Raw genomic sequence first — 26,158 nt, 5'->3', positions numbered from 1 at the left:
GATCTGTGGCATCGCCCTACATCCGGGATTGCCCGCCCGCTCTCCATTCACCGAACTCCCCAGTTGGATCCGCTCATGTCAAAAGCCGTCGACCTCGCCGCCCATCCGCTGACCCTTTGGCAAGGTCCGCTCGGCCTGCCGGATTTCTCGCGCATCGGCGACGATGATTTCGGCCCGGTCTTCGACGCCGCGCTTGCGGCGCATCAGGCGGAGATCGACGCGATCGCTGGCAATAGCGAGGCGCCGACCATCGAGAACACGCTTGCCGCGCTCGAGCTTGCCGGCGAGCCGCTCGACCATGTCTCCTCGATCTTCTGGTGCCGCGCCGGCGCCCACACCAACGACACGATCCAGGCGATGGAGCGCGAGGTTTCGCCGAAGATGTCCAGGCATTTCTCGGCGATCTCGATGAACGAGAAACTGTTTGCCCGCATCGATGATCTCTACCAGCGGCGCGATAGCCTGAAGCTCGATCCCGAGACGCTGCGCGTCCTGGAAAAGACCTGGAAGGGCTTTGTCCGGTCTGGCGCCAAGCTCGACGCCGACGGCAAGAAGCGGCTCGCCGCAATCAACGAGGAGCTCTCCTCGCTCGGCACCAAGTTCGGCCAGAATGTGCTTGCCGACGAGCGCGACTGGGCGCTGTTCCTCGACGAAGCCGATCTTGCCGGCCTGCCCGACTTCTTGAAGAGCGCCATGGCCGAAGCGGCCGAGATGCGCGGCCAGAAAGGTCGCTATGCGGTGACGCTGTCGCGCTCGATCTACGAGCCGTTCTCGACCTTCTCGGAGCGCCGCGACCTGCGCGAGATCGCGTTCAAAGCCTTCATCATGCGCGGCCAGAACGGCGGCGCCTCCGACAACACCGATGTCGTGCGCGACATGCTGAAGCTGCGCGCCGAGAAGGCGAAGCTTCTGGGCTATGGCTCCTTCGCGGCGCTGAAGCTCGACGACACGATGGCGAAGACGCCGGAGGCCGTGCACGAGCTGCTCGATCCGGTCTGGGAGAAAGCCCTGGAAAAGGCGGCCGCCGACCAGAAGGAACTGGAGCGGCTTGCGGCGGAAGCCGGCAGCAACGAGAAATTCGCGGCCTGGGACTGGCGCTTTTATCAGGAAAAACTGCGCGCCGAGAAATTCGCCTTCGACGAGGCGGAGCTGAAGCCATATCTGCAGCTCGAGCGCGTCATCGAAGCCTGCTTCGATGTGGCGACACGCCTGTTCGGCATCAGTTTCGGGGAGAAGAAGGGCATCACGGTTTGGCATCCCGACGCTCGCGTCTTCGTGGTGAAGAATGCCAACGGCAGCGAGCGCGGCCTGTTCCTGGCCGACTATTTCGCTCGGCCCTCCAAGCGCTCGGGCGCCTGGATGAGCGCGCTGCAATCGGGCTACAAGCTCGGCCATGGTGCCAAGCCGGTGATCTACAATGTCATGAACTTCGCCAAGCCGCCGGCCGGCGAAGCAGCGCTTCTTTCCGTCGACGAGGCGAAGACGTTGTTCCACGAGTTCRGCCATGCGCTGCACGGCATGCTGACCGACGTGACCTGGCCGTCGGTTTCGGGCACCTCGGTCAGCCGCGACTTCGTCGAGTTGCCCTCGCAGCTCTACGAGCATTGGCTGACGGTGCCGGCGGTGCTGGAAAAGCATGCACTGCACGTCAAGACCGGCAAGCCGATGCCGAAGGACCTGCTCGACAAGATGCTCGCCGCCCGCACCTTCGGCGCCGGCTTCGCCACGGTCGAGTTCACCGCCTCGGCGCTGATCGACATGGCCTATCACGCGCGGCCGGACGCGCCGGCCGAGCCGCTTCGCTACGAGGCCGAAACGCTCGAAAAGCTGCATATGCCCGACACGATCGCGATGCGGCATCGCACCCCGCATTTCGGCCACGTCTTCGCCGGCGACGGATATTCAGCCGGCTATTATTCCTACATGTGGTCGGAAGTGCTCGACGCCGACGCCTTCTCGGCTTTCGAGGAGACGGGCGACGCCTTCAATCCCGAATTGGCCGAGCGGCTCAGGAAGAACATCTATGCCGCGGGCGGGTCGAAGGATCCGGAAGAGCTTTATACGGCTTTCCGGGGGAAAATGCCTTCGCCCGAGGCGATGATGGTGAAGCGGGGGTTGGTGTGATTGGCTAATCTCCCCCCTTGTGGGGGAGATGGCCGGCAGGCCAGAGGGGGGCGCTGTCCCGCCGACGTTGCAGTCCATCATAGTGGCCGCCGACATTCCGCTTGGGGTCTTGTTACCCAAGCTAAGCGAGGTCGCGATCCTTCGCGCCCCCCTCTGCCCTGCCGGGCATCTCCCCCACAAGGGGGGAGATTGGCTGTTTCCACGGATCCGCCACCCGCGGCCATATCGCCCGGTTGAGCTTCCTGTAATCCGTCTTCGCCGGATTGCTGGGGTAAGAGCTCGGCGCCGCGACATAGATGATCTCGGCGGCGATCGGCGCGAAGCCGGCGTAGAAATGGTTGGTCGACTTGATCAGCAGGACGTCCTTCGCCAGCGGATCGATGCCGATGTTGGAGAAGACATCCGGCTCGAAGGTCTGGGTGCGGTTGGTGTTCAATATGACGTCGACCTCGGTACCCTCGATGCGCACCACCGCCGATGGCCCCAATGTCACCCGACTCGGGCCRAAACTTTGCCAACCCTCGTTGGTCGTCTTCAGCACCGTGACGCGGGCGTCGATCGGCTCGCCGGCCTGAGGGCCGGCCTTGCCGCCGAAGCGCAGGTCTATGACCGCGCCTTCGCCGGCCGCGTGGCAGAAGGTCACCGCGATCGGGTCCCAGATCGTCGCCACGCCCACCTTGGTCACGCCGCGCGCCAAGAGCTCGCGCAGCACGATGGTGCCGTCGCCCGGCACGCCGCCGCCGGGATTGTCCCAGATGTCGGCGATCACCACCGGCTTGTCCTGGCGCGTCGCGCGGACGCCAAGCGCCTGATCGATGCCCGCCTGGGCGGAAAGCATCGTCATCGCCGTCTGTTCGCGCAGCGCATAGAGCTCTCGCCCGAGCTTTTCCGCCAGCGCATCGCCCTTTGCCTTKTCGTTGTCGGTGACGACCAGGATGCGCGTGCCCATCTCCGGTACATCGGCGGCCATGAAGCCGTGGATGACCGAGACCGACAGCACGCCGTCCTTGCCGTGCAGCGCCTTGATCCTGTCGACGAAGGAGCGCATCGGCTCGCGGCTGGTCGGCAGCACCTGGATCATGCGGCAGTCGAAGGTCGAGATCACCGGCTTGATCTCGCCGCGCGCCGCGGCAAGGCCGAGCTCGACGACATGCTCGCCGCGCTCGTAGAAATCGGTGTGCGGGAATTCGAGGAAATAGGCCATGATATCGCAAGCCGCGACGCGCTTCGGCGTCAGATGGCTGTGCGGATCGAATTCCGAGGCGATCACCACTTTCGGGCCGACGATGGCGCGCACGCGCTCCAAGAGATCGCCCTCGCAATCGTCATAGCCCTGCGCCACCATGGCGCCATGCAAGCCAAGGATGACGRCATCGACCGGCAGCGCAGCCTTGAGCTGGTCGAGGATCTCGTTGCGCAGCACCTCATAGGTTTGCCGCTGCACCAGCCCGCCGGGCTCGGCCCAGGTGGCGGTGCCTTCGATGACCGTCAGTCCTTCCTTCGCGGCGCGCTTGCGCAACGCCACGATCGGCGAGGAGCACAGCGTCGGCGTCTCCGGATGTTTTCCCGGGGCGGCGTAAAACGCCATCTCGAACGAGGCCCGGTCGGTCGGGACCGGCGAGAAGGTGTTGGTTTCCGTCGCCAGCGAGGCGGTGAAGATGCGCATGAACTTTTCCCAGGTGGATGCTATTTGACCGCCCCGAGCGCGAGGCCCCGGACGAGGTAGCGCTGCAGCCAGATGAAGAGGATCGCCACCGGCAGCGTCGCCAGGAGCGTGGCCGCCATGACGTGGTGCCATTCGATCGTATAGCGGCCGGCGACCAGCGAGAAAACCTGGATCGGCAGCGTATAGCTTTCCTGGCTGCGCAGCATGGTGAGCGCCACCACGAACTCGTTCCAGGCGTTGATGAAGGTGAAGATCGCCGTCACGGCGATCGCCGGCAGGCAGAGCGGCAGGAAGACCTTGCGCAGCGTCAGCCAGCGGCCGGCGCCTTCCATCCAGGCCGCCTCCTCGAGGTCGCGCGGGATGGTGTCGAAATAGCTCTGCAGCATCCACACCGTGAAGGCGACGTTGAAGGCCATGTAGATGAAGCCGAGCGCAGTGGTCGATTCGACCAGGCCCCAGGCAGCCATCAGCCTGAACAGGCCAAGCACCAGCACGATCGGTGAGATCATCTGCGAGATCAGAAGGAACTGGCGGAACGCGCCATAGCCGGAAAAGCGGAAGCGCGACATCGCGTAGGCCGCCGGCACCGAGATCAGAATCGCGCCGACCGTCGCCAAGGCCGAGACGTAGAGCGAGTTGAGCAGCGCCTGGCCGAAGCCGGTCGCCACCCACATGTCGGCGAAATTCGACCAGCGGAATTCGCTCGGCCACCAGGTGGGCGTGAGCACCTCGGTGCGCGGCTTGACGGCGGTGAGGAACATCACGGCGAAGGGGAAGATCGTCACGACGATCAACGGGGCCAGCAGCAGCCAGGCGATGATGGTGCGTTTCAGTTTCGGCGTCATGCGCGCTGCTCCCGCATGGCCAGCCGCACATAGATCATGGTGAAGACGAGCAGGATCGCGAACATCACCAGCGACACGGCGGAGGCCTCGCCCAGTTTGCCGATGCGAAAGGCCAGCTTGTAGAGATGCGTGACCAGAATGTCGGTGGAGTTCGCCGGCCCGCCTTGCGTCATTACCCAGATGATCGGGAAGGAGTTGAAGACATAGATGGTGTTGAGCACGATGGCGATGTTGATGAACGGCTTCAGAAGCGGAAAGGTAATCTCGCGGAACTGCTGCAACGGCGTCGCGCCCTCGAGCGCGGCCGCCTCATAGAGATCGTCGGGGATCGAGGACAGGCCGCCGAGGAAGATCGTGGTGGTGAAGGGCACCGTCACCAATATGCCGATCAGCACCTGCATCGGGAAGGCGGTCTCGGCGCTCGCGAGCCACTGGATGTTCTGGCTGATCAGGCCGAGCTTCATCAGCGCCGAATTCAGCATGCCGCTTTCGCCGTTGAGCGCCCAGCGCCAGACCACCGCGGTCATGGTCAGCGAAACCGCCCAGGGCAGCATGATGATGACGCGGGCGAGGCCGCGTCCATGGAAATCCATGTTGAGGATCATCGCCACCGGGATCGACAGCAACAGAGCCCCGCCGACGACCAGCACGGTCCAAAGCCCGGTACGCCAGAGGGCGGCGACGAAATCCGGATCGGCGGCGAGCGCCAAGAAATTGGCCATCCCGCTGAATTCGCGCAACTGGCCAAAGCGATTCACATCATGCGTCGATATCTGGACCAGGTCCCAGACCGGCCAGAAGATCACCACCGCCGCGAGGAGCAGGCTGGGGAGCGTCAGCAGATAGGGCAGGAAACGATTTTGCATCGGCTGATTTGTACCGCGTGGTGGAAGTTTGTACTGCGTTGCGGGTGGAAATTGAGCTTAACAGACTGACTTAATCCCGCCTCTCCCCCGTCGATCGGGGGGAGGTGTCGAGCGAAGCTCGACGGAGTGGGGGTCGACCTTTGCGCTCAGGCGAGGCGATGCTTGCTCCGAGCGCGATTCCTAAGTCCGTTCGCGGCGGTTGCCAGGTGGTTCCCCCACTCCGTCTCGGCTTCGCCAAGCCACCTCTCCGCCCTCCGGGGGGAGAGGAATGAGTCTGCAAGGATGTGGCGCGCCCTGCGGGGGTAGGGGCGCGCCACGGGCGCAGGGAGATACGCCCTTATTTCTTCTTGAGCACGGCGTTCGCCTTATCGGCGGCCTCCTTCAAGGCGTCTTCCGGCTTGGCGCTGCCGAGATAGATCTTCTGCATGGCATCCGACGTGATCTGGGCGATCTCTTCCCAACCCGGGATGACCGGCGCGAAGCGGGCGTCGGGCAGAAGCGCTGTAAAGGCGGCGAGGTCGGCGTTGTTGACGTAGTAATCCATCTTCGCCTCTTCCTTGTTCACCGGCAGGAAGCCTTCGCCCTGCGTGAACTTGGCGCGCTGCTCCTTGGTGAACAGGAAGTCGAGCAGCTTCCAGGCCTCGTCCTTGTTCTTGGAGTTCTTGAACATGATGATCGAATCGGTGACGCCATAGGTGCCGCGCGCGCCGGTCGGGCCGGCGGGGATGGCGGCGACGCCGTATTTCAGGTTCGGCGCTTCTTCCTTGATCTGGTTGGACAGGAAGGGCGCGGTGATCATCATGCCGACCTTGCCCTGCTTGAACAGGTTCTGCACGTCCTCGCGGTTGTTGGAGGTGACGCCCGGTTCCGTCAGGCCTTCATCGATCATCGACTTGTAGAGCTTGGCGGCTTCAAGCGCGCCCGGCGTGCTCAGGCCGGAGGTGCCGTCCTTGTTGAGGATCTCGGTGCCCTGCGACCACATCGCATAGTAGTAATAGACGTCGGTCTCGATCTCCTTGCCCTGCAGGCCGAAGCCGAAGGCGCCGATCGCCTTGATCTTGCGGGCGTCTTCCTGCAGCTCGGTCCAGGTCGCCGGCGGCTTGGCGATGCCGGCCTTCTCGAACAGCTCCTTGTTGTAATACATGGCGCGCGCGGAAGCCGCGATCGGCAGGCCGTAAGTGTGGCCGTCCATGATCGAGGGCGACAGGAAAGTGTCGATGAAGCGGTCCTTGAATTCAGGCTTGATGTAGCTGTCGAGCGGCTCGGCGACATCCTGCTGGACGAAATCGATCAGCCAGCGCGTGCCGATGATCGAGAGGTCTGCATTGGTCCCGGCGGTGATGTCGGTGGTGAGCTTCTGCAGGAGCACATCCCACGGCACCACTTCATACTTGATGGTGATGCCGGGATTGGCCGCCTCGAATTCCTTCTTCACTTCCTCGAAATAAGGGCCGGTCTTGGCGCTGTATTCGGCGACGGTGACGCGCACCTCGCCGGCATCGGCCGGCGCGGCCAAAGCCAGCATGCTCATTCCGGCCAACAGGCCGACAGTCCATTTCGCAAGGCTCATCTGATCTCTCCCATTGATGCGCATTGGCGCCTGGCCCTTATGGACGCAGGATTTATGTGACTTTCCTACATTATCCATCATTTCACGCCATGCAAGCGGATTATCATGTTGCTTAATTACATTTGCTTGGCTAGCCTGCCGGCTTAAAATGAGGGATGGAGGAGCGGGCAAGGTGGGTTCGAAAGCCGAGTTCGAAGGCAAGACAATTGTCGTCACCGGCGCCGGCGGCGGCCTCGGCTCGGCGATCGTGGAGCTCATGGCCGGGCGCGGCGCGCGCATCGTCGGCTGCGACCAGTCGATGGAGGCGCTGGCCAGCCCGCATATCGCCTCGCGCCACGTCTTCAACCTGCTCGATCGGGCCTCGATCGAAGCGGCGATCCCCGCGCTGCTCGACAAAGACGGCGTTCCCGACATCCTGATCAACAATGCCGGCTGGACGCGCGCCGAAACGATCGATGCGCTGACGGCGGACAGAATAGAGCAGGAGCTCGACCTCAATCTGACCGGCGTCATGACGTTCGCCGATCCGCTGATCAAGGCGATGTCCAAACGCGGCTCGGGCAGCGTCGTCTTCATCTCCTCGGTCAACGCCATCGCGCATTTCGGCAACCCCGCCTATGCCGCCGCCAAGGCCGGCATCAACGCCTATGCCAAGTCGGTCGCCGTCGAGCTCGGCCGCAGCGGGCTGCGCGCCAATGTCGTGTGCCCAGGGTCGATCCGCACCGCCGCCTGGGATCATCGCCTGGCCAAGGATCCGGAAATCCTCGGCCGGCTGAAGCGGCTCTATCCGCTCGGCCGCATCGTCAATGCTTCCGAAGTGGCCGAGGCAATAGCCTTCCTTGCCTCCGACCGGGCTTCCGGCATAACTGGCGCGGTGGTGCCGGTGGACGCCGGCCTGACGGCCGGCTACCTGCCTTTCATCGACGACATATTGGGAGCGTGACCATGACCGACGTCCAGTTCCGCAACCTGTCGAAATCCTTCGGCCAGCACAAAATCCTCGAGGACATAAACCTCGACATCAAAACCGGCGAGTTCGTGGTGCTGGTCGGCCCTTCGGGCTGTGGCAAGTCCACGCTTTTGCGCATGCTGGCCGGTCTGGAGACGATCACCTCCGGCGATCTCGTCATCGGCGGTACGCGCGCCAACGACCTGCCGCCGCAGAAGCGCAACATCGCCATGGTGTTCCAGTCCTATGCGCTGTTCCCGCATCTGAGGGCGTCGGAGAACATCGGCTTCGGCCCGAAGATCCGCGGCGAGAACCGCGCCGCGATCGACGACAAGGTGAAGAAGGCGTCGGGCGTGCTCAACCTCTTCTCCTATCTCGACCGTTATCCGCGGCAGCTGTCGGGCGGCCAGCGCCAGCGCGTCGCCATGGGCCGCGCCATCGTGCGCGAGCCTTCGGTGTTCCTGTTCGACGAGCCGCTTTCCAATCTCGACGCGCAATTGCGCGTGCAGATGCGCACCGAGATCAAGGCGCTGCATCAGCGGCTGAAATCGACCATCGTCTATGTCACCCATGACCAGATCGAGGCGATGACCATGGCCGACCGCATCGTAGTGATGGATCGCGGCCGCATCCAGCAGGTCGGGCAGCCGCTGGAGCTCTACGACCGGCCGGCCAACAAATTCGTCGCCGGCTTCATCGGCTCGCCGTCGATGAGTTTTGTGTCCGGCGCGTTGAAGACCACAAACGGCAAATCCTGGTTCGAGACTGCGGGCGGCGGCCGGCTGGCGCTCGACGGCAAGGATGCCTCCCGCGCCGACACGATCGAAGCCGGCATCCGGCCCGAGCATTTCATCGTTGGCGCGGGCGAGGACACCCTCGCCATCAAGGTCGATGTCGTCGAGCCGACTGGCTCGGAAACGCATGTCTATGGCTCGGTCGGCGGCGACACGGTGCGCGCGGTGTTCCGCGACCGGCTGCAGGTGAAGCCGGGCGACCGGCTGCCGGTGAGCGTCGATCCGCGCCACATCCATCTCTTCGACAAGGCGACCGGCCTGCCGCTGTGAGATGACGATGAAGAGCCCGGCCGACATCATCACCCGCCTGCAACTGATGTCGCAGGACGGCACCAAATCGGACCGTCGGCTGGCCGGGCTCGTCCTTTCCGATCTCGATTTCGCCTCCAAGGCGGCGATCTCGGAGATCGCCGCGCGTGTCGGCGTCAGCGAGCCGACCGTCACCCGCTTCTGCCGCAATCTCGGCTGCGAGGGCCTTCGCGACTTCAAGTTCTACCTCGCCCAGGCGATCGCCATCGGCGGCCAGTATCTGTCGCCCGAGCCGCTCAGCCGAGACGCGCGCGAGCAGCGCATCGCTTCCGCCATCACCGAAGCGGCGATCGCCGCCATCCAGCGCGCCAGCGAAAACCTCGACATGACGACGCTGATGGATGTCGCTGCGCGCATCGCCGCTTCCGGCAATGTGCTCTGCCTCGGTTCCGGCGGCATCTCCTCGATGATGGCGACCGAGATGCAGAACCGGCTGTTCCGGCTGGGTCTCTCGGCGCTTGCCCAGACCGACGGGCAGCTGCAGCGCATGTATGCCGCCGTCGCGACGCCGGAGACGACGCTGCTTGCCTTCTCCGTCTCGGGTTATGCGCGCTCGGTGATCGAGGCGGTCGAGGTCGCGCAGCAATATGGCGCCGCCACCGTCGCCATCACCGCGCCGGATTCGGCCCTTGCCAAGGTTGCCGACACGGTGATCTTTTTGCAGCCCGTCGAGGACGGCAACATCTACAAGCCGACCTCGTCGCGCTACGCGCTTTTGGCCATCGTCGACATGATCGCCACCACGGTGGCGGAATCGCGCGGGCCGAAGGTGCTGGAGAATCTGCGCCGCATCAAGCAGAGCGTGAACACGCTGAAGGTCGACGATCCGAAGCTGCCGCTGGGCGATTGAGTGATTGCAGCGGCTTGCGCCGTCGAGGTTGGCGATCCTTCGCGCCCCCCTCTGGCCTACCGGCCATCTCCCCCACAAGGGGGGAGATCGATGTCACGCCGGCTTTCGCCAATCACGACCGTTGAAGGATGAGTGCCGGCGCCCGAGCTGCCAATCTCCACCCTTGTGGGGGAGATGTCCGGCAGGACAGAGGGGGGCGCTGTCCCGCCTGCGTCTCGAATTTTGGATTACCCGATCATAGCCTCGACGCTTTTCGCTAACTCAGCCGCATCCCCCACCACCCGCAGCGTCTTCAGCCGCGCCGTCCCTCCGGCAATCACCGAAACCGCCGACCCCGGCACGCCAAGTGCCTTGGCCATCATCCGCTCCAGCGCCGCGTTGGCCGCCCCGTTTTCCGGCACGGCGCGCACTCGCGCCTTGAGATGGCTGCGTCCGTCGGCGGCGGTCTCGATACCATCGATCCGGTCGAGCGCGGCTTTCGGCGTCAGCCGCACGAAGAGGTCGATGCCGTTGTCGCGCTGCCGAAACGGCGAGCTCATCAGCCGCCGGCCACCACCCAGGACCAGACGGTGGTGACCAGGAATTGCCGGATGAAGAAGATGATCAGAAGCAGGATGATCGGCGAAATGTCGATGCCGCCGAGATCGGGCATGAAGCGGCGAATCGGACGCAAGGCGGGCTCGGTCAGCCGATAGAGCATGTTGCCGACGGAGCTGACGAACTGGTTGCGCGAGTTGACGACATTGAAGGCATAGAGCCAGGAAAAGATCGCCGAGGCGATGATGATCCACCAGTAGATATCAAGCGCCATGACGATGGTCTGAATAAGGGCGATCATGCCGGTCTCCAAATTGTCGCCGACATGTAGCCATTGCTTGGCGTGCGGGCAAGGCCCGCGGGCTTGGCGTGCGGGCAGGGCCCGCGGGCTTGGCGAGTGGGCGAGGCCCGCCCGACCAGTGCTTGTGGCCGGCCCGGTCTTTCACCTTGACATGAAACGGCCGCGACCGATACAAGCCCATCCGCTGGAACGGGGCTGTAGCTCAGCTGGGAGAGCGCATCGTTCGCAATGATGAGGTCAGGGGTTCGATCCCCCTCAGCTCCACCAGCCAGCACAAGCATATGCTTGACATCGCTTTGCCTTCCCCGCTCGCCATTTTGTGACCGCCGGATTTCGGCCCTCGCCCTTGGAACCAATGGCGGGGCAAGACGGTTCAGCTATAGTTTTGAAGCTGATATGCCCCGGCCGGCTGGGTAAGCGGCGATGCTCGAGGAGGTCACCATCATGCTGCAGATTTCGTCCAGGTTCCGTTCCGTCGCGGTCGCGGCAATCGCCGCCGCAGGCGTGARCATGGCCAGCGCCGCGCATGCCGACAGCGGCACGATCCGCTTTTCGGTCTACAAGGCAGCCTTCTTCATCGGCGGCTCCGGCGGCGAGGGCACGCTGACCTTCCACGGCAAACGCTATCCGATCTCGGTTGGCGGCGTCTCGGGCGGCTTCGCCTTCGGCGCGTCCAAGACCTATTTCCAGGGCAGGGTGCGCCACATCCGCCGCGCCAGCGATGTGACGGGCGTCTATGGCGCTGCCGGCGGCGGCGGCGCGCTGGGCAGAGGCGCACAGGTGATCGTCATGACCAATGACAAGGGCGCCCAGCTCGAGCTAACCGGCCGGCAGGTCGGCCTGCAGGTCAACGCCGATCTCAGCGGAATGAGCATCGCGCTGAAGCGGTAGAAGGCGCGCAGCTCCCCGCTCTTCGTGGATGGGCCGGCAAAGGCACTGCCTGGGCGCCGAATGCCGGCCACCGTCGGCCAAGAGGCGTGCAAGCAGGCCTTGGCCAGCAAAGGGCTTCCGGCCTCGGGACACCTCAATCGTCCCAATCATCCCAATTGTCTTCGTCCCGTGGCGGGTAGTCTGGAACGACCCGGATAATCGGCCGTGGGCGCTGATAGCGCCAATAATACTCGTCCGGCGGCTGCGGCTCGTAGGTGCGGTAGGCAGGCCGGTAGTAGTGGTGGCGCTTCCAGTATTTGTGCTTCTTGTGCGGCCGCACGCAGTAGCCGTCCTCGGTCAGATAGGCGCATGTGACATGCGCCTCCCGCACCAGGCTATTTCTGGCCGGCACGCCGATCATCGGCGCCGCCTGGGCCACCGGCATCGCCGCCAGCATGGTCCCGGCAAGGGCAAGAACAGACAATTGCATCGGCCTCTCCAATCTGTGCAGATCAAGGTCGGAAGAACGTCCTGATTGGGGGCGATTTGCGGCGGTCGAAATCACTTTGATTTTCGGCCGCACATATGAGCGTTAGATGATGTATCGAGCCGGCATGCCCGAAGCCTGCTATCACCCCCATGACGCTAGTTGGCCAGCTGATCGAGAAGCGTGTCTATTTCGCCTTTCTTCGGCGTTTCGGGCGAAGCAGGGGCCGCCTGCGCGTCGACCGGGGCGGGCTGCTCCGCCGGCGCGGCAGTCTCGGCTTCCGCCTCGCCGCCGGCGTTCGAACTTAGCGGCGGCGGCGCCGCGTTTTCGGTATTGCCGGTGTCCGGCGCCACGGTGGGTTCCGGAGCCGCAGGCGGCGCTTTGGGCCGCGGCGCGGCGTTGCCCAGAAGATCGCCGATCAGATCCGCCGCTCCCTTAGCGGATCCGTTCGAGCCCGTTTGGYCCGGGATCAGCTTGTCGAGCTTCAGTTTTCCGGTTGGCAGCCCAAATCTGCTTAACATGTCCAGCGCGCCCTGCGGATCCTGGGCCAATGCGCTCAGGTCCGGATAGGCCCGGGGCGCGAACAGCGGGCCCTGGACCACGACCGGCACTCCGATGCCGTTCACGGCGACGTCGCCTCCCTGGCCTGAAAGCGAAGCGACGACGCGAGGGTTGAGGCGGATGTCGAGCGTCTGGTCGGCGAGGTCTATCCTGCCCGAGCCGTCCATCCGCACCAGCGGGCCCAGCAGGCTGATATCCGCCGTCTGCGCGACGCCGTTCGCGATCGCGAACGAGGCGCCGAGCTCGGTGAACGTCGTCTTCTTGGCCTGATCCTGCTTGAAGCCGCCGGCGAGCAGCCCGACAAGGTTGTTGTAGACCTCCGCAATGTCGATGCCGCGGAAGGCGCCGTCGCTGAATTTTGCCGCCGCCTTGCCGCCGAGGGAACGGGCAAGCGATTTCGTGGTCTTTCCCGCGCCTGAAACCGCGACCGTCGCATTGAGCGTGCCTTCGATGCGGTCAAAATCAGCCGCATCACGGAGCAACGGCGCGGCGGCCGCGCCGGCGATCGCCGTGTTCAAGTCCAGGGAAGCGGCGTCGTGGGAGCCGTCGGCCGTCATGTCCGCGGCAATCGTGCCGCCGTAGAAGGGGCTTTGCGGCACGCTGAGGTGAGCCTTCCCATCCGCCACCGTCAGGCTGGTCGCCACCGGCCCGGCAAAGACCTTTCCATAGCCGAGCTTGTCGGCCTGGATATCCACCTTGGCATCAAGTCCCTTGAGGAAGGAGAGATCGATCGGCGCGTCGGTTGCCGCGCCCGGTTTCTGTTTGCCGGTGGCCGTCGCTCCGCCGCCGCCGGCGAGCGCAGCAAAATCAAGCTTCGCGAAATTGAGCGACGTCCGGATCGTGAGGGGCTCCCCCAGTTTCACCGAGCCTTGCCCGGACGCCTTGACGCCATTCAAAGCGATGGTGGCCTTCTGGAAGGAGAATTGCTTCGGGCCGGCGTCGACAGCGCCCTTGAAGGCAAAGTCCTGCAGACTGGGGGAAGCGCTCTGCCCCAGCCATTGCATCAGCTTGTCGACCGAGGGTGACGTGACTGAAGCCTGACCCTTGAACGTGCCGCCACCTCCGACAGTGCCGCTTATGCTGCCTTCGAGGTATTTGGAGGAAACCGAAAGGCTGATCGGCCCGGACGCGTCGGCAACGGAGCCGCCGGCCAGAAAGGATGCAGGCGCGACCTGGGACTTGAACGTCACGGCCTGTCCCCGCCAGGCGAGCTTRCCCGTCAAATCGACAGGCTTGCCGATATCGCGAACCTTCGCGTCGAGAGTGAGCCCGGTGATGTCGTTGGGCGTTCGGTCCTGCGCATCGGCAAGCACTGCAAGCGGAAGCTTGCCCTCTCGAATCCCGACCGTTCCCTGCAGATTTGCGCTGCTCAGTATGCGGTCCGCGGTCAGTCCGCGAAACGCGAACCCCATATCGGCGGTGAGCTTGCCGGACAACGGCACGGACTGTCCGGCCAGCTTCGCCACCGAGCCGATATCCAGCCCCGAACTCGCAATATTGCCGCGTATGGTCGGGGGTGTTTCGGCGACATTCGTCGAGGCTTTCGCGGTGAGGTTTCCCGCGTCGAGGCCGAAATGCTCCAGCTTTGCCTCGAGATGTCCGTCGCGCAGCGTCGCGGCGAGCTGGACATCGGAAGCCCGTATCTTGCCGCTGACCAGTTCATCGATCGCAACGCTGATGTCTGCGTCGAAGGCGGACAGCATGGCAAGGTCGGGCTCCGCGGAACCGGCCGGTTTGCCGCCGCTGGAGCCACCCTTGCCAATATCGCTCAAGGCATCGATATCGACGCGCTTGGCCGCCAGGTCGGCGAAGAAGCGATGCCGCGCGCCGGGCTGAAAGAGCGCGTCCATCTGGAAGGCCTGGTCGCCGATCTCGAACTTTCCACCCCTGATCTGGTAACTGCCGTTGCCGTTGAGCTGGATCTCGCCGCTTGCCTGCAAGGAAGAGAACTTCGGAACCGGCGCCGGGTCCAGCCGCGCCTCGACGGCGATCTGGGCCGGCTGCCGCTTCAGGATCGGCCTCAAGGCGGAAAGGCTGCCGCTCATTTCGACGCGACGGCCGCCGCTGGTGCCGGCCAATGAAAACGAGACCTCCCTGTCGAGATCCGGAACCCTCAGATCGGCGTCGATGGCCGTCGCTGTGGCGCCGCCGGCCGACGCGCCCGAGGTAAAGGTGCCATTCGTTATCGTCAGCTGGTTGATCGCCAGCCGCTCGAGCGTATCGACAATCGCCGCGAACGGATCAGCCTGGACATCCTTCGGCTCCGAAGGCGACGCCGCGTTCGCCGAAGTCTTGAGCGCGATTGTCGGATCCGCCAGCGCGACGGACTGGATCTCAAGCTTTTTCGACCATAGCGACGACAGCGTTACCGACGTCGAGAACCGCGGCGCGGATATCGCGATGTCGCCCGCGCCGGTCGAGAGCGAGATATCGTCAGCGACCACCGCCAGCTTGGGCAGCAGCGACAGCCTGACAGGTCCGTCCAGCCGGATGGTCATTCCGGTCGCGGATGACAGTTGCCGGCTCAGTTCGGCACGAACCCAGTCGGTTGAAACAAGAGCGGGCACAAGGAAGAGCAGCCCGACGACAAGAACAACAGCGACGGTGAGTGCAGCGACGATTTTTCTCACATCGACCAGCCAAAACGATCGGAAGAATCAGTATCGTCAAACATACATGCTTCGGGCGTCCGACTGAATCCTGCCGAAGCACGGGCTTCGCGCCGGACGAATTTCGGACTGCTCCCCGGAGTTCTTTCGCCGAGGGCCATCGCGATCGAGGCCATTTGCGCGCAAATGTTTCCAGAACCCATGGGTTTGGAAACGATCAGCCGTTTTCCGAGCCATCCCCGTGAAACAGACCAAGAGCACTGTCCGGCGCCCGCCACCGACATATCAGCAATCCAATGGAGGACGTGCCTATGTCAGTGCTCGGGATTTTACTTCATTTCGGTCGCGCGGTGATCCAGGCTCACAACAATGCCAAGGTCAGAAACCTGATGGATGTCCCGCCGCCCGAAACAAGCAGAGACCGGGCCCGGCGCGTTTCGCCCGACGCCTCCGAAAAGGAGCCCGGCGCCATTCACCCCGGAGGTCGCTGAGCCTCGGAGCGGCCTGGTCCCGCTCACCTCGAAACCGCCGTCGCTTTGTGATTGCGTTGCCGCGCATAGGCCACGCAGGCGTCCCCCGTGCTGACGCAGAGCGCATCGATGCTGTTCGGCAGATTGTTGTCACCGGCATAGGCAACCTCGGCGACACGACCGCCGATCATGCGGATCTGCGTGTTGCAATAGCCGCCGGGAGCGACGTTGACCGACCCTCCAACCGCGGGGATCGCGCCCACGGCCATCGTCGGCACCGCGATATTGAGGTTGCCGCGTTGGACGGTGCGTTGATAGGTCCAAATCTGGCCGGATGATCCCACATCGGCCGTCGCGGTCGGAAAGCCGGCGCACATGCGGACATCGGCCTCGCTGAGACCGACCATCTCCTTGCGGGCAGCGGCGGTGGTGGCGTCGACCTTGGCGATGCCCGACGTGTCGTCAGGGATGACGCAGGACGACAGGATGGAGATGCCTGCAGCAACGAAGGCAAGTTTTCGAATACGCAAGGATGTCATGCCGTCGGTCGGAGTTGCGTGCCGCCCCAGCGCCCTCCTGCCTACCTAGGCAATCGGCCAAACGCGTCAACCCGAGATAGACGCGGAATGCCGCGCGTTAGCGCGGTTCACCATTTCACGGAAACGGTGAACCGCTCTATCTCTTTGTTTTTACGCAATTCCGGACGGAAAACCGCCCACACTTTTCCTGGAATTGCTCTAGCGCGCCGATGCGCTCACACCACCCGCAGATAGCTCGTCATGCCGGTTTTCTGGTGCTCGATGATGTGGCAATGCAGCAGCCAGTCGCCGGGGTTGTCGGCAACGAAGCCGAGCTGCACCTTCTCGTCGGGCTGGATCAGATAGGTGTCGGAGACGAGCGGCTGGACTGCCCTGGTCGATGACGACAGCACCTTGAAGCTCATGCCGTGCAGATGGATCGGGTGCGCGTGCGGGGTTAGATTCTCCATATCGATGATGTAGCTCTGGCCGAGCTTCAGCTCGGCCAGCGGCGCGGTCGGGTCCGGCGTGTCGCCCGGCCACGGCACCTTGTTGATCGCCCAGAAACTGTAGCCGAGCGAGCCGCAAATGCTGTCGACCGCGACGTTTTCCGCCGTAGCGCTCAGTGCCAGCGGAATGTGTTTGGCTGCGGCGACATCGACCTCCGCCACCGGATTGGCTTCGAGCGGGCCGAGATCGCGCAGATCATGCTTCAGCGATTTGCCGACCGAGCGCAGCGTCGCCAGGATTTTCGGCTTGGTGCCCCTGACATCGCGCAGGCTGACGATCGCGCCTTCCTCGTCGGGCATGCGGATGGCAAGCTCCAGCCGCTGGCCGGGTCCCAGTTGCAAGGCGTCCGGCGCAAAACGCTGCGGCACCGGGTTGCCGTCGAGCGCGATGACCRTCGCCTCGGCGCCGTCGACACGGAAGGCATAGATGCGGGTGACGTCGGTGATGGCGGCGCGAAGCCGCACCAGCCCGCCCGCCGGCGCGTCGAATTGCGGCTGGTCGAGCCAATTGGCGGTGCGCACGGTGCCGAACGTGCCGGCCCTGRCCGCGTCGCGCGGCCTGAACGGCTCGATGAACTGACCGTCGTCGCCGAGCCGCCAGTCGCGCAGGTTGACGACCATCTCGACATCGAAGACCGGATCGTTCGGGTTCTCGACGACGATCACGCCGGTCAGCCCGTGACCCATCTGGATCAGCGTGTTGCAATGGGGATGATACCAGAAGGTGCCGGCGTCTGGCGGCGAGAACGCATAGTCGAAATGGTCGCCCTGATAGACATAGGGCTGCACCATGAACGGCACGCCGTCCATCTTGTTGGGAACGCGAACGCCATGCCAGTGGATGGTCGTCGGATCGTCGATGCCGTTGATCAAACGGGCGGCGAAAGGCTCGCCCTTCCTCATCCTGACGACCGGCGGCGGGCCTGCGTCACCATAGGTCAGCACGTTCTTCGTCGGCGCGCCCTCCATCAGTTGCGCCTGAACGCTTGCGGTCTTCAGAATCAGCGATTCGGGCTTCGGCGCCGCCCAGCCGGCAAACTTGCCGGCGCAGGAGAGGCCGATACCGGCCGCGCCGGCCGCCGCGGCGCCTTGCAGGAGTTTGCGGCGTGTGAGGGCCGGCATTCGAATCCCTAAATAGGTGAGTGGCTGCGTCAGCTTTACCACCATTCGCGCGGTTCCCAAAACGGACAGATCGCCGCTCCGGATGCCTGTCAATCCGCGACCGCGGCGAGGTGTCCGCCGCCGAAATCCTTGAGCAGCAGTTTCGGCACGGTTTCGCCGATCCGCCGGGTCGCGCTTGGAATTTCGCGGTCGAGACGGGCAAAGCGTGTGCGGCGCCGTGACGGATCGGGAACCGGCACCGCCTCGATGAGCCGCCGCGTGTAGGGATGGCGGGGGTTGGAAAAGACCTGGTCGCGGCTGCCGATCTCGACGATCTGGCCGAGATACATGACGGCGACACGGTCGGAGATGTTCTCGACCACCGCCATGTCATGCGAGATGAAGAGATAGGCGACGCCGAACTCGCGCTGCAGCTCCTTCAAAAGATCGAGCACGCGCGCCTGCACCGAGACATCGAGCGCCGACACGCTCTCGTCGGCGATGATCAGCTTCGGCCTGAGCGCCAGCGCGCGGGCGATGCAGATGCGCTGGCGCTGACCGCCCGAGAATTCATGCGGATAGAGCTCCATCTGCGCTGTGGACAGGCCGACCCGCTCGAACAAGGCGGCCACCTGGCTCTGGCGTTCCTGCCGGGTGCCGATGCCGTGGATGAGCAGCGGCTCGGCCACCAGGTCGCCGACGCGCATGCGTGGGTCGAGCGAGGCGTAAGGATCCTGGAACACCATYTGCACGTCGCGGCGCACGGCCTTGCGCGCGTCGCCGCCAAGCCCGGAGAGCTCGCGGCCGCCGATCGTGACGCCACCCGTATAGGGCACGAGGCCGGCGAGAGCCTTGGCGGTGGTGGATTTGCCGCAGCCGGATTCGCCGACCAGCGCCAGCGTCTCGTTCGGCGCGATCGAAAAGGAGACGCCCTCGACGGCGTGCACCCGCCGGGTGACGCGGCCGAAGAAACCACCATGCAGGTCGAAGCGGACATGGAGGTCGTTCACAACCGCCACCTTGTCCTTCCCGGCCATCTCGTCCGGCTCGCCGGAAGCGCGGCGCCCTGCTCCCGAGTCGATGCGCGGAACGGCGGCGAGGAGCTCTTGCGTGTAGGCGGCCCGCGGCCTGGCGAAAATATCGGCGGTGGCGCCCTCCTCGACCATGCGGCCATTGCGCATGACGATGACGCGGTCAGCCATTTCGGCGACGACGCCCATGTCGTGGGTGATCAGGATGACGCTGGTGCCGTGCTGGCGCTGCAGGTCGCGCAACAGCTCCAGCACTTCGCCCTGAACCGTCACGTCCAGCGCCGTCGTCGGCTCGTCGGCGATCAGCACGTCGGGCTCGAGCGCCAGCGCCATGGCGATCATCACCCGCTGGCGCATGCCGCCCGACAATTCATGCGGAAACTGCTTCAGCCGGCTTTCGGCTTCGGAAATGCGAACCGCCTTCAGCGCCTCGACGGCGCGCCGTTGCGCCTCGGCATGGGAGAGGCCGGTATGCGCCTCGATCGATTCGGTGAGCTGCCGGCCGATCGACAGAACCGGATTGAGCGAGGTCATCGGCTCCTGGAAGATCATGGCGATGCGGTCGCCGCGAATGTCGCGCATGCGGCGCTCGTCCAGCGCCGTCAGTTCGACGGCACTGCCGTCCTTGTCGAAGAGCCGGATCGTGCCTGCGGCGATGCGGCCGGCGGGCTGCGGCAGGAGCCGCATGATCGCCAGCGCCGTCATCGACTTGCCGGAGCCGGACTCGCCGGCGATGCACAGCGTCTCGCCGCGGTTGAGCGACAGCGACAGGCCGGACACCACCTCGCGCTCGCCATCCTCGCCGCGCACGCCGACGGAGAGGCCGGTGATTTCGAGCACCGGCCTCGCGACCGCCTTTGTGGCGGCGTCAGCGTGTTCGTCGACCACGCCTGCGCTCATTCGAAGACGCAGCGCGGGAAGTAGAACGACACCACCCAGTTCGGCATGTCGACGATCTCGCTGATCCGGAGATCGCCGCAGACCGAGACCAGCATATAGGCGTCGACCGGGTCGAGCTTGTAGCGGGCGGACAGCAAGTCGACCATCTGGCTGACGGCCTCCCTGGCCCCGGTCATCAGGTCGGGTCCGATGCCCGTCGTCACTTCATAGCCCTTGGCGTCGAGGTGGCGCGTCACCGGGCCGGGCGTGGTGAAGCGCGGCGTCTTCAGCCGCGCGTCCTTCACGAGGTCGAGCTTGAGCACGACCTCCATCGGGCTTTCGATCGCCGTGCCGCACACCTCGCCGTCGCCCTGCGCGGCATGCGTGTCGCCGACCGAGAACAGCGCGCCCGCCACTTCCACCGGCAGATAAAGCGTGGTGCCGGCGGCAAGGTCGCGGATGTCGAGATTGCCGCCGACACGCCGCGGCGGCACCACCGAGTGGTGACCTTTCTCGCCCGGCGCATTGCCGATCGTGCCCGCGAACGGCTTCAGCGGCACACGTGCATTCTTGCCGAACAGCGCCGGCTCGAGCGAGGCGGCGTCGTATTTCCAGATGGCGAGCGCCGGTTCCTTGAAGTCGTCGGCGAGCAGGCCGAAGCCCGGGATGTTCGCCGTCCAGCCGAAGCCGGACGGTTTGAACATCTCGATCGTCACCTTCAGCGCGTCGCCCGGCTCGGCGCCCTCGACGAAGATCGGTCCGGTCACGGGGTTGATCTGGCCGAAATCGAGCTTGGCGATTTCGGCGACCGTGCTGTCCGCCTTGAGCTGACCGCCGGACGAATCCAGGCACTGGAACTCGATCGTCGAGCCGGGCGCCACCCGCTCGGCCGGGGCAAAGGAATTGTCCCAGCCGAAATGGTGATGGCGCCCGTGGATGGTGTAGTCGCAGTTACTGCACATCTTTCACATACACATTGTCGTAGTTGATCGGGATATGGACCGGGTCGACATAGAGATTGTCGGCGCCGCCCATGCGGGCTGACTTCAGCGTGAAGCGCTGCTCGTTGAAGACCGGCGCCCAGGGCGCGTCCTCCATGATCTTGTCGTAGATCGCGCTCCACATCTTCTCGCGATCGGCGGACTTGGCCGGGTCGACGACGGAATCGGCCTCGGCCGCCTTGGCGTCGAGATCCTTGTTGCAATACCACGACCAGTTCCAGCCGCCGGGCACGGCGCCGGCGCAGCCGAGGATCGGGCCGTAGAAGTTCGAGGGATCCGGGAAGTCGGCGATCCAGGCCATGCCGCCCGACCAGATCATCGGCGCGCCGGCCTTGTCGCCGCCGGCGGCGATCACATTGGCCTGGGCGAGCGACTGGATGCTGGCCTTGATGCCGATTGCCGCCAGGTCCTGCTGGATCGCCTGGGCGATGCGCGGATTGGGATCGGTGTTCATGGCGAAGAGCTGCGTCTCGAAGCCATCCGGGTGGCCGGCCTCGGCCAGCAGCGCCTTGGCCTTGGCGACGTCATAGGCGTAGCCCTTGAAGGCCTTGTCGTAGCCGGGCATCGAGGGCGGCAGCGGCTGGTTGGCCGGCACCGCGCGGTTGTTGATCATCTGGACGATGCGGTCCTTGTTGATCGCCATGTTGACGGCCTGGCGCACCTTGACGTTGTCGAACGGCGCCATGGTGGTGTTCATGGTGATGTAGCCGGTGTGCAGCTGCCCGCCCACCACGACGCGCGCCTTCTGCTCCGGGTCGCTCATCACCTCCTGGAACTTGGCCGGCGGGATGCCGTCGCCGGGCACGTCGATCTCGCCCTTCTGCAGGCGCAGCAGCGCCACGATCGGCTCCTGGCCGATCTCGAAGGTGATCTTGTCGAGATGCGGCAGGCCCTTGTGCCAGTAGTCGGGATTGCGATCGAAGACGATGCGCTGGCCGAGCGTCCATTCGGCGAGCTTGAAGGCGCCGGTGCCGACCGGATGCTTGCCGAAGTCGGCGCCGTATTTCTCGACCTCCTCCTTCGGCACGACATGCGAGAAGTTGATCGCCATGACATGCAGGAAGGTGGCGTCCGGCCGGACAAGCTCGAACTTGATCGTGTAGGGATCGACCACGGTGACGCCGGAGAGGCTGTCGGCCTTGCCGGCGGCGACATCGTCATAGCCCTTGATCGAGCCGAAGAAGCCGGCGCCCGGGCTCTGCGTCTTCGGATTGGTGACGCGGTCGAGCGAGTATTTGACGTCGTCGGCGGTCATCTCGCGACCGTTGTGGAATTTCACGCCGTGGCGCAGCTTGAAGGTGAAGGTCTTGCCGTCCGGCGAGATCTCGTAGCTCTCGGCGAGGTCGGGCTTGAGCTTGGTGGTGCCCGGCTCATAGTCCATCAATCCGTCGAAAAGGCTCTTGATCATCGACCAGTTCTGCCAGTCATAGCCGATCGCCGGATCGAGCGTGGCGACGTCGTCCTTGTAGGTGATGGTGATGGCGCCGCCCTGCTTGATGTTGGGGTCGACCGCGTCGTCGGCGCGCGCGCTTGCCATGCCGAGCATCAGCGCGAGCGCCGACGCCGCCACGGTGGATGCCAGAAATCGTCTCATGTCACTGTTCCCTTTCTCTGGTTGTTGTCGTTGTCATCTCAATTTGATGCTCATCTCAGTTTGATGCTCACCTCAGTTTGATTCTGGGGTCGATGAAGGGCGCGATGATGTCGGCCAAGAGGTTGCCGAGCACGATGGCGAAGGCCGAGACCAGGGTGACGCCCATGATGATCGGGATGTCGACTCGCTGGATGGCCTGCCAGGCAAGCTGGCCGATGCCGGGCCAGCCGAACACGCTTTCGACCACGACGATGCCGCCCATGAAGACGCCGATGTCGATGCCGATCATGGCCACGACCGGCAGGATGGCGTTGGGCAGGGCATGGCGAAACAGGATGGCGCCGCGCGCCAGGCCCTTGGCGCGGGCGGTGCGCATATAGTCCTGGCGCAGCACGTCGATCATCGACGAGCGCATCATGCGCGCGTACCAGCCGGCGCCGAGTATGCCCATGGTCAGCGAGGGCAGCACGAGGTGGCGCCAGGAGCCGTAACCGCCGATCGGGAACCAGCCGAGCCTGACGGCGAAGACGTAGAGCAAAAGCAGGCCGACGACGAATTGCGGCGCCGAGACGCCGACGAAGGAGGCGACCATCAAGGTCTGGTCGGTGGCGGTGCCGCGCCTGACGGCGGCGACGAGCCCCATGGTGAGGCCGATCGCCAGCTCGCACAGGATGGCGCCGACCATCAGCAGCAGGCTCGCCGGCAGCCGCGAGACGATCAGCTCGGTGACTTCCGAGCGCTGGATATAGGAGCGGCCGAGATCGCCGCCGATAAGCCTGGTGAGATAATGCCAGTACTGGACGACGAAGGGCTGGTCGAGGCCGAGCTGCCGGCGGATGTTCTCCACCGTCTCGGGCGTGGCGCTGCGGCCCGCAATCTGGCGCACCGGGTCGGCCGGCAAAAGATAGAGCAGCGCGAAGGTGATCAGCGAGACGCCGATCAGGATGAGCAGCGACTGGATGAGCCGGCGGCCGAGATAGGCGATCATGACCGGCCTCCCATTATTCCCGCCCTCCCATTATTCCCGCCCTCTCTGCGTCGGGTCGAGGATGTCGCGCAGCGCGTCGCCGATCAGGTTGAAGGCCAGCGCCAGCGCCAGGATGGCGGCGCCGGGGAAGAACACCAGCCAGGGCGCCGCCTGGAAATAGGTCTGGTTCTCGAAGATGATGTTGCCCCAGGAGGCCGTCGGCGGCTGCACGCCGATGCCGAGATAGCTGAGCGTGGCTTCGAGCAGCACCGTGGTCGAGATGCCGAGCGTGCCCCAGACGATGATGGTCGGCAGGAGATGCGGCAGGATGTGGCGGATGAGAATCCGCGGCGCGCTTGCCCCGATCGTGCGCTCGGCATCGATGAACTCGCGCTCGGAGAGCGAGGAGGTTTCGGTGTAGATGACGCGCGCGGTCTGCACCCAGTTGACCAGCGCGATCACCATGGCGACGATCCAGAGACTCGGCTCGAACACCGCGGCCAGGCAGATGGCCAGAAGCAGCGCCGGGAAGGCCATCATCAGGTCGGTGAAGCGCATCAGCGCGCCGCCGATCCAGCCGCGGAAATAACCTGCCGTGACGCCGACCAGCGTGCCGATCAGAAGCGCCACGCCATTGGCGACGATGCCGATGATCAGCGAGGTGCGGGCGCCGAACAGGATGCGGGTCAAGAGGTCGCGGCCGAGCAGGTCGGTGCCCAGCCAGAACTTGGCGTTCGGCGGCAGGGGCGAGCCTTCGAGCGTCAGGCCGTCGAACATCTGCTCGTTGGGATCGTAGCCGGTCAGCCATGGCGCGAGGATGGCGCCGGCGACGACGATAGCGACGATGAGGAGCCCGAGCAGCGCCAGCAGCCGCTTGACCAGCCGGCGCCAGACGCCGGCGCGCGGCTTTGCCGGCATGTGGCCGGCCGACGGCAGGTCAGGCGCGATGGGATTGGTCATCGCCGTCCTCTTCTTCCGTCATCGCCACGATGCGCCGCGCCGCTTCCTCGACGCTGATCTGCCAGCTCATCGCCAGCGACCTGAGCTGCGCGTAGGCGCGGTCGTCGTCGCCGCCTTTCGACAGGGCGGCGACCGCGCGCACGATGGTCTGGCGCTCGCCGACCCGCTGGCGCAGCGACGCGATCTCGCCGGCAAGCCGTTTTCGCGCCTCGAAACTCTGCCGGGCGATGAGCAGCGCGCTGTAGACGCCGGCGGTGCCCACCGGTTTCAGCAATTGCGCATCGGCGTTGTGCGACAGCGCCCATTCGATGCGGCCCGGCGCTTCCGAGCCGATCAGCGCCACCAGCGGCATCGGCGCCTCGCCGGGCTTCCACGGGAACTGCTCGTCGAAGCCGAGATCGGCGTCGAAGAAGACGAAATCCGCCGCCAGTGCCTCCGCCGGCAACTGCGGCCAGCACTCGATCGCTTCGAGGCCGATCGCCGACAATTGCCGGGTGATCGCCTGCACCGTCGTGTGCGGACGATGCAGCACGAAGGCTTTGGCGCCGCCGAGATTGGGGATGCGCGCGGCGCGGCTCACGACACCACCCTGAGACGCGGCCGGCCGAAGACCTTGGCCGGATCGTAGCGCGACAGATAGGGATCGGGCGCCACCTCTTCCTCGCGGCTCACCACCTCGAAGAAGCCGTCGGCAATGCGCCCGATGAGCACCGGCAAGGTTGCATGCTGAGTGTTCGGATCGATGGCGATCGGCCCCAGCCGCGTCGCGAAGCGGCGTTCGGCGAAGGCTTTCGAGAATTCCGCCGGGCCGGCGTCGGGATTGCCGGAAAGCACGTCCGCCATCACTTGCACCGAGGCATAGGCGGAGGCCTCGAAGGACGAGGCGAAGGCAGCCGGGCGCGGCGCGAAATAGGGCCCGGCCGACAGATGGCCCTTGCCGGTCTCGCCGATCGCCGGCAGTTCGGCCTCGGTGAGATTGCACGAGACCACCGGGCAGGCGTCAGGCTTGAAGGCGGCATCCTCGCGTCCCAGTTCGCGATAGGCGGCGAGGAAAGCGTAGGACGAGGTGCCGATCAGGTTGTTCAGGATGAAGTTCGGCCGCGTGACGCGGATCTCCTCGATCAGGCGCGAAACATCGGTCTCGCCGATGCGCAGATAGCGTTCGCCGAGCACCTTGCCGCCGGCGTCGGCGATCAGGTCGCGGGCGACGCGGTTCATCTCCCAGCCCCAGATGTAGTTCGAGCCGAGCAGGAAGCCGTTGGGGCCGAAACGCGGCGCGACATGGGCCATCAGCGGCACCAGATGCTGGTTCGGGCAGGCATGCATGTAGACGACATGCTCGTTGGCCTCGAAGCCTTCATACGGGCAGGCATACCAGAGCATGCCGCCCGCCTTCTCCAGCACGGGAATTGTCTCCTTGCGGCTCCAGGAGGTGATGCAGCCGACGACATGGCGGGCGCTGCTGGTGCGGAAAATGTCCTCGCAGAGCGTCGCGTAGCGGTCGGCATTGCTTTGCGGATCGCGCTCGACCGGAACGAGCTCGATCGTCTGCGCGCGATCGGCGTTGATGTCGGCGATCGCCCGCATCGCGCCCAGCCGGCAGGCGTCGGAGACGAGCTGATAGCTGCCTGACCGGGAATAAAGGACGCCGATCTCGATACGTCGCTTCAAGCGAGGCTCCAAAAATGAAAAAGCCCCGCAGCCAGCGCCGGATGGGCGAGGCATGCGAGGCATTCTTGCCGCCCGGCGACCAAGGCCGGTATTTTCGCGGGCTACCCTATTCCGTACCG

General features: G+C 64.9%; 23 protein-coding genes, 1 tRNA gene and 1 pseudogene. 7 read left to right on the top strand and 18 right to left on the bottom strand.

Features of this window, described 5'->3' with window-relative positions:
• Positions 1-75 precede the first annotated feature (75 nt).
• On the top strand, positions 76-2,124 hold the full coding sequence (locus LCM4577_RS12715) for a M3 family metallopeptidase (protein WP_071071561.1): 2,049 nt from the start codon (positions 76-78) through the stop codon (positions 2,122-2,124).
• Positions 2,125-2,245: 121 nt separating this feature from the next.
• Here the strand turns inward: LCM4577_RS12715 and LCM4577_RS12710 are convergent, their stop codons facing one another.
• From LCM4577_RS12710 to LCM4577_RS12695, 4 genes are all read right to left on the bottom strand, one after another.
• On the bottom strand, positions 2,246-3,790 hold the full coding sequence (locus LCM4577_RS12710; protein WP_071071479.1) for a M81 family metallopeptidase: 1,545 nt from the start codon (positions 3,788-3,790) through the stop codon (positions 2,246-2,248).
• Between the two features lie 20 nt (positions 3,791-3,810).
• Complete coding sequence (locus LCM4577_RS12705; RefSeq protein ID WP_071071477.1) at positions 3,811-4,635, bottom strand: carbohydrate ABC transporter permease; 825 nt, start codon at positions 4,633-4,635, stop codon at positions 3,811-3,813.
• Positions 4,632-5,501, bottom strand: a complete 870-nt coding sequence (locus tag LCM4577_RS12700) for a carbohydrate ABC transporter permease (protein WP_041011057.1) — start codon at positions 5,499-5,501, stop codon at positions 4,632-4,634. The genes LCM4577_RS12705 and LCM4577_RS12700 overlap by 4 nt, the downstream gene beginning before the upstream one ends.
• A 337-nt stretch (positions 5,502-5,838) precedes the next feature.
• Complete coding sequence (locus tag LCM4577_RS12695; protein ID WP_041002889.1) at positions 5,839-7,071, bottom strand: sugar ABC transporter substrate-binding protein; 1,233 nt, start codon at positions 7,069-7,071, stop codon at positions 5,839-5,841.
• A 172-nt stretch (positions 7,072-7,243) separates the two neighbouring features.
• On the opposite strand from LCM4577_RS12695, the gene LCM4577_RS12690 reads away from it, so the two are divergent.
• Genes LCM4577_RS12690 through LCM4577_RS12680 form a run of 3 tightly spaced genes read left to right on the top strand, consistent with a single transcriptional unit; the run spans position 7,244 to position 9,973 of the window.
• Positions 7,244-8,014 carry an SDR family NAD(P)-dependent oxidoreductase gene (locus tag LCM4577_RS12690; RefSeq protein ID WP_040991536.1) on the top strand — a complete coding sequence of 257 codons (771 nt, stop codon included), beginning with the start codon at positions 7,244-7,246 and terminating at the stop codon, positions 8,012-8,014.
• A 2-nt stretch (positions 8,015-8,016) separates the two neighbouring features.
• A complete protein-coding gene (locus LCM4577_RS12685) occupies positions 8,017-9,084 on the top strand; it encodes an ABC transporter ATP-binding protein (protein ID WP_071071476.1) in 1,068 nt (355 codons plus the stop codon).
• A 7-nt stretch (positions 9,085-9,091) separates the two neighbouring features.
• Positions 9,092-9,973 carry a MurR/RpiR family transcriptional regulator gene (locus tag LCM4577_RS12680; RefSeq protein ID WP_040991795.1) on the top strand — a complete coding sequence of 294 codons (882 nt, stop codon included), beginning with the start codon at positions 9,092-9,094 and terminating at the stop codon, positions 9,971-9,973.
• 227 nt (positions 9,974-10,200) lie between these two features.
• Here the strand turns inward: LCM4577_RS12680 and LCM4577_RS12675 are convergent, their stop codons facing one another.
• Together LCM4577_RS12675 and LCM4577_RS12670 are read right to left on the bottom strand one after the other, a co-directional pair.
• Positions 10,201-10,512 carry a DUF167 family protein gene (locus LCM4577_RS12675; RefSeq protein ID WP_071071474.1) on the bottom strand — a complete coding sequence of 104 codons (312 nt, stop codon included), beginning with the start codon at positions 10,510-10,512 and terminating at the stop codon, positions 10,201-10,203.
• Entirely contained in the window at positions 10,512-10,811 is a 300-nt protein-coding gene (locus LCM4577_RS12670; protein WP_041003033.1) for a YggT family protein, read from the bottom strand. Before LCM4577_RS12670 ends, LCM4577_RS12675 begins: the two co-directional genes overlap by 1 nt.
• 191 nt (positions 10,812-11,002) lie before the next feature.
• Here LCM4577_RS12670 and LCM4577_RS12665 point away from each other — a divergent pair.
• Both LCM4577_RS12665 and LCM4577_RS12660 read left to right on the top strand, forming a co-directional pair.
• A tRNA-Ala gene (locus LCM4577_RS12665) sits at positions 11,003-11,078 on the top strand.
• A 180-nt stretch (positions 11,079-11,258) separates the two neighbouring features.
• Positions 11,259-11,702, top strand: coding sequence for a hypothetical protein (locus LCM4577_RS12660; RefSeq protein ID WP_071071559.1), 444 nt, complete (start codon positions 11,259-11,261; stop codon positions 11,700-11,702).
• Positions 11,703-11,835: 133 nt separating this feature from the next.
• Here the strand turns inward: LCM4577_RS12660 and LCM4577_RS12655 are convergent, their stop codons facing one another.
• Both LCM4577_RS12655 and LCM4577_RS12650 read right to left on the bottom strand, forming a co-directional pair.
• The gene (locus LCM4577_RS12655) at positions 11,836-12,171 is read right to left on the bottom strand and encodes a hypothetical protein (RefSeq protein WP_071071472.1); all 336 of its coding nucleotides are present in this window, start codon (positions 12,169-12,171) and stop codon (positions 11,836-11,838) included.
• Between the two features lie 155 nt (positions 12,172-12,326).
• A complete protein-coding gene (locus LCM4577_RS12650) occupies positions 12,327-14,195 on the bottom strand; it encodes an AsmA family protein (RefSeq protein ID WP_244508305.1) in 1,869 nt (622 codons plus the stop codon).
• A gap of 108 nt (positions 14,196-14,303) precedes the next feature.
• Here LCM4577_RS12650 and LCM4577_RS12645 point away from each other — a divergent pair, with 108 nt between their 5' ends.
• Complete coding sequence (locus LCM4577_RS12645) at positions 14,304-14,810, top strand: hypothetical protein (protein ID WP_244508304.1); 507 nt, start codon at positions 14,304-14,306, stop codon at positions 14,808-14,810.
• A 258-nt stretch (positions 14,811-15,068) separates the two neighbouring features.
• Here LCM4577_RS12645 and LCM4577_RS12640 read toward each other — a convergent pair.
• From LCM4577_RS12640 to LCM4577_RS12595, 10 genes and pseudogenes are all read right to left on the bottom strand, one after another.
• Positions 15,069-15,296, bottom strand: a pseudogene (locus LCM4577_RS12640) (hypothetical protein); the annotation flags it as partial.
• A 556-nt stretch (positions 15,297-15,852) separates the two neighbouring features.
• Complete coding sequence (locus tag LCM4577_RS12635; protein ID WP_071071469.1) at positions 15,853-16,347, bottom strand: hypothetical protein; 495 nt, start codon at positions 16,345-16,347, stop codon at positions 15,853-15,855.
• 215 nt (positions 16,348-16,562) lie between these two features.
• Positions 16,563-17,957: a multicopper oxidase family protein gene (locus tag LCM4577_RS12630; protein WP_071071467.1), complete on the bottom strand. Its 1,395-nt coding sequence runs from the start codon at positions 17,955-17,957 to the stop codon at positions 16,563-16,565.
• Between the two features lie 89 nt (positions 17,958-18,046).
• A complete protein-coding gene (locus LCM4577_RS12625; RefSeq protein WP_071071466.1) occupies positions 18,047-19,867 on the bottom strand; it encodes an ABC transporter ATP-binding protein in 1,821 nt (606 codons plus the stop codon).
• Entirely contained in the window at positions 19,864-20,808 is a 945-nt protein-coding gene (locus LCM4577_RS12620; RefSeq protein ID WP_071071464.1) for an acetamidase/formamidase family protein, read from the bottom strand. Before LCM4577_RS12620 ends, LCM4577_RS12625 begins: the two co-directional genes overlap by 4 nt.
• Positions 20,798-22,441, bottom strand: a complete 1,644-nt coding sequence (locus LCM4577_RS12615) for an ABC transporter substrate-binding protein (RefSeq protein WP_071071462.1) — start codon at positions 22,439-22,441, stop codon at positions 20,798-20,800. The genes LCM4577_RS12620 and LCM4577_RS12615 overlap by 11 nt, the downstream gene beginning before the upstream one ends.
• Positions 22,442-22,508: 67 nt before the next feature.
• A complete protein-coding gene (locus LCM4577_RS12610; RefSeq protein WP_071071460.1) occupies positions 22,509-23,429 on the bottom strand; it encodes an ABC transporter permease in 921 nt (306 codons plus the stop codon).
• A 30-nt stretch (positions 23,430-23,459) separates the two neighbouring features.
• Complete coding sequence (locus tag LCM4577_RS12605) at positions 23,460-24,326, bottom strand: ABC transporter permease (RefSeq protein ID WP_198541039.1); 867 nt, start codon at positions 24,324-24,326, stop codon at positions 23,460-23,462.
• Positions 24,327-24,345: 19 nt separating this feature from the next.
• A complete protein-coding gene (locus LCM4577_RS12600; protein ID WP_040991549.1) occupies positions 24,346-24,948 on the bottom strand; it encodes an ANTAR domain-containing response regulator in 603 nt (200 codons plus the stop codon).
• Positions 24,945-26,039, bottom strand: a complete 1,095-nt coding sequence (locus LCM4577_RS12595; protein ID WP_071071457.1) for a transporter substrate-binding protein — start codon at positions 26,037-26,039, stop codon at positions 24,945-24,947. The genes LCM4577_RS12600 and LCM4577_RS12595 overlap by 4 nt, the downstream gene beginning before the upstream one ends.
• Positions 26,040-26,158 lie beyond the last annotated feature (119 nt).

The organism is Mesorhizobium sp. LCM 4577, assembly GCF_001854795.2.
Taxonomy (GTDB): domain Bacteria; phylum Pseudomonadota; class Alphaproteobacteria; order Rhizobiales; family Rhizobiaceae; genus Mesorhizobium; species Mesorhizobium plurifarium.
This window is presented reverse-complemented; position numbering and strand designations above follow the sequence as displayed.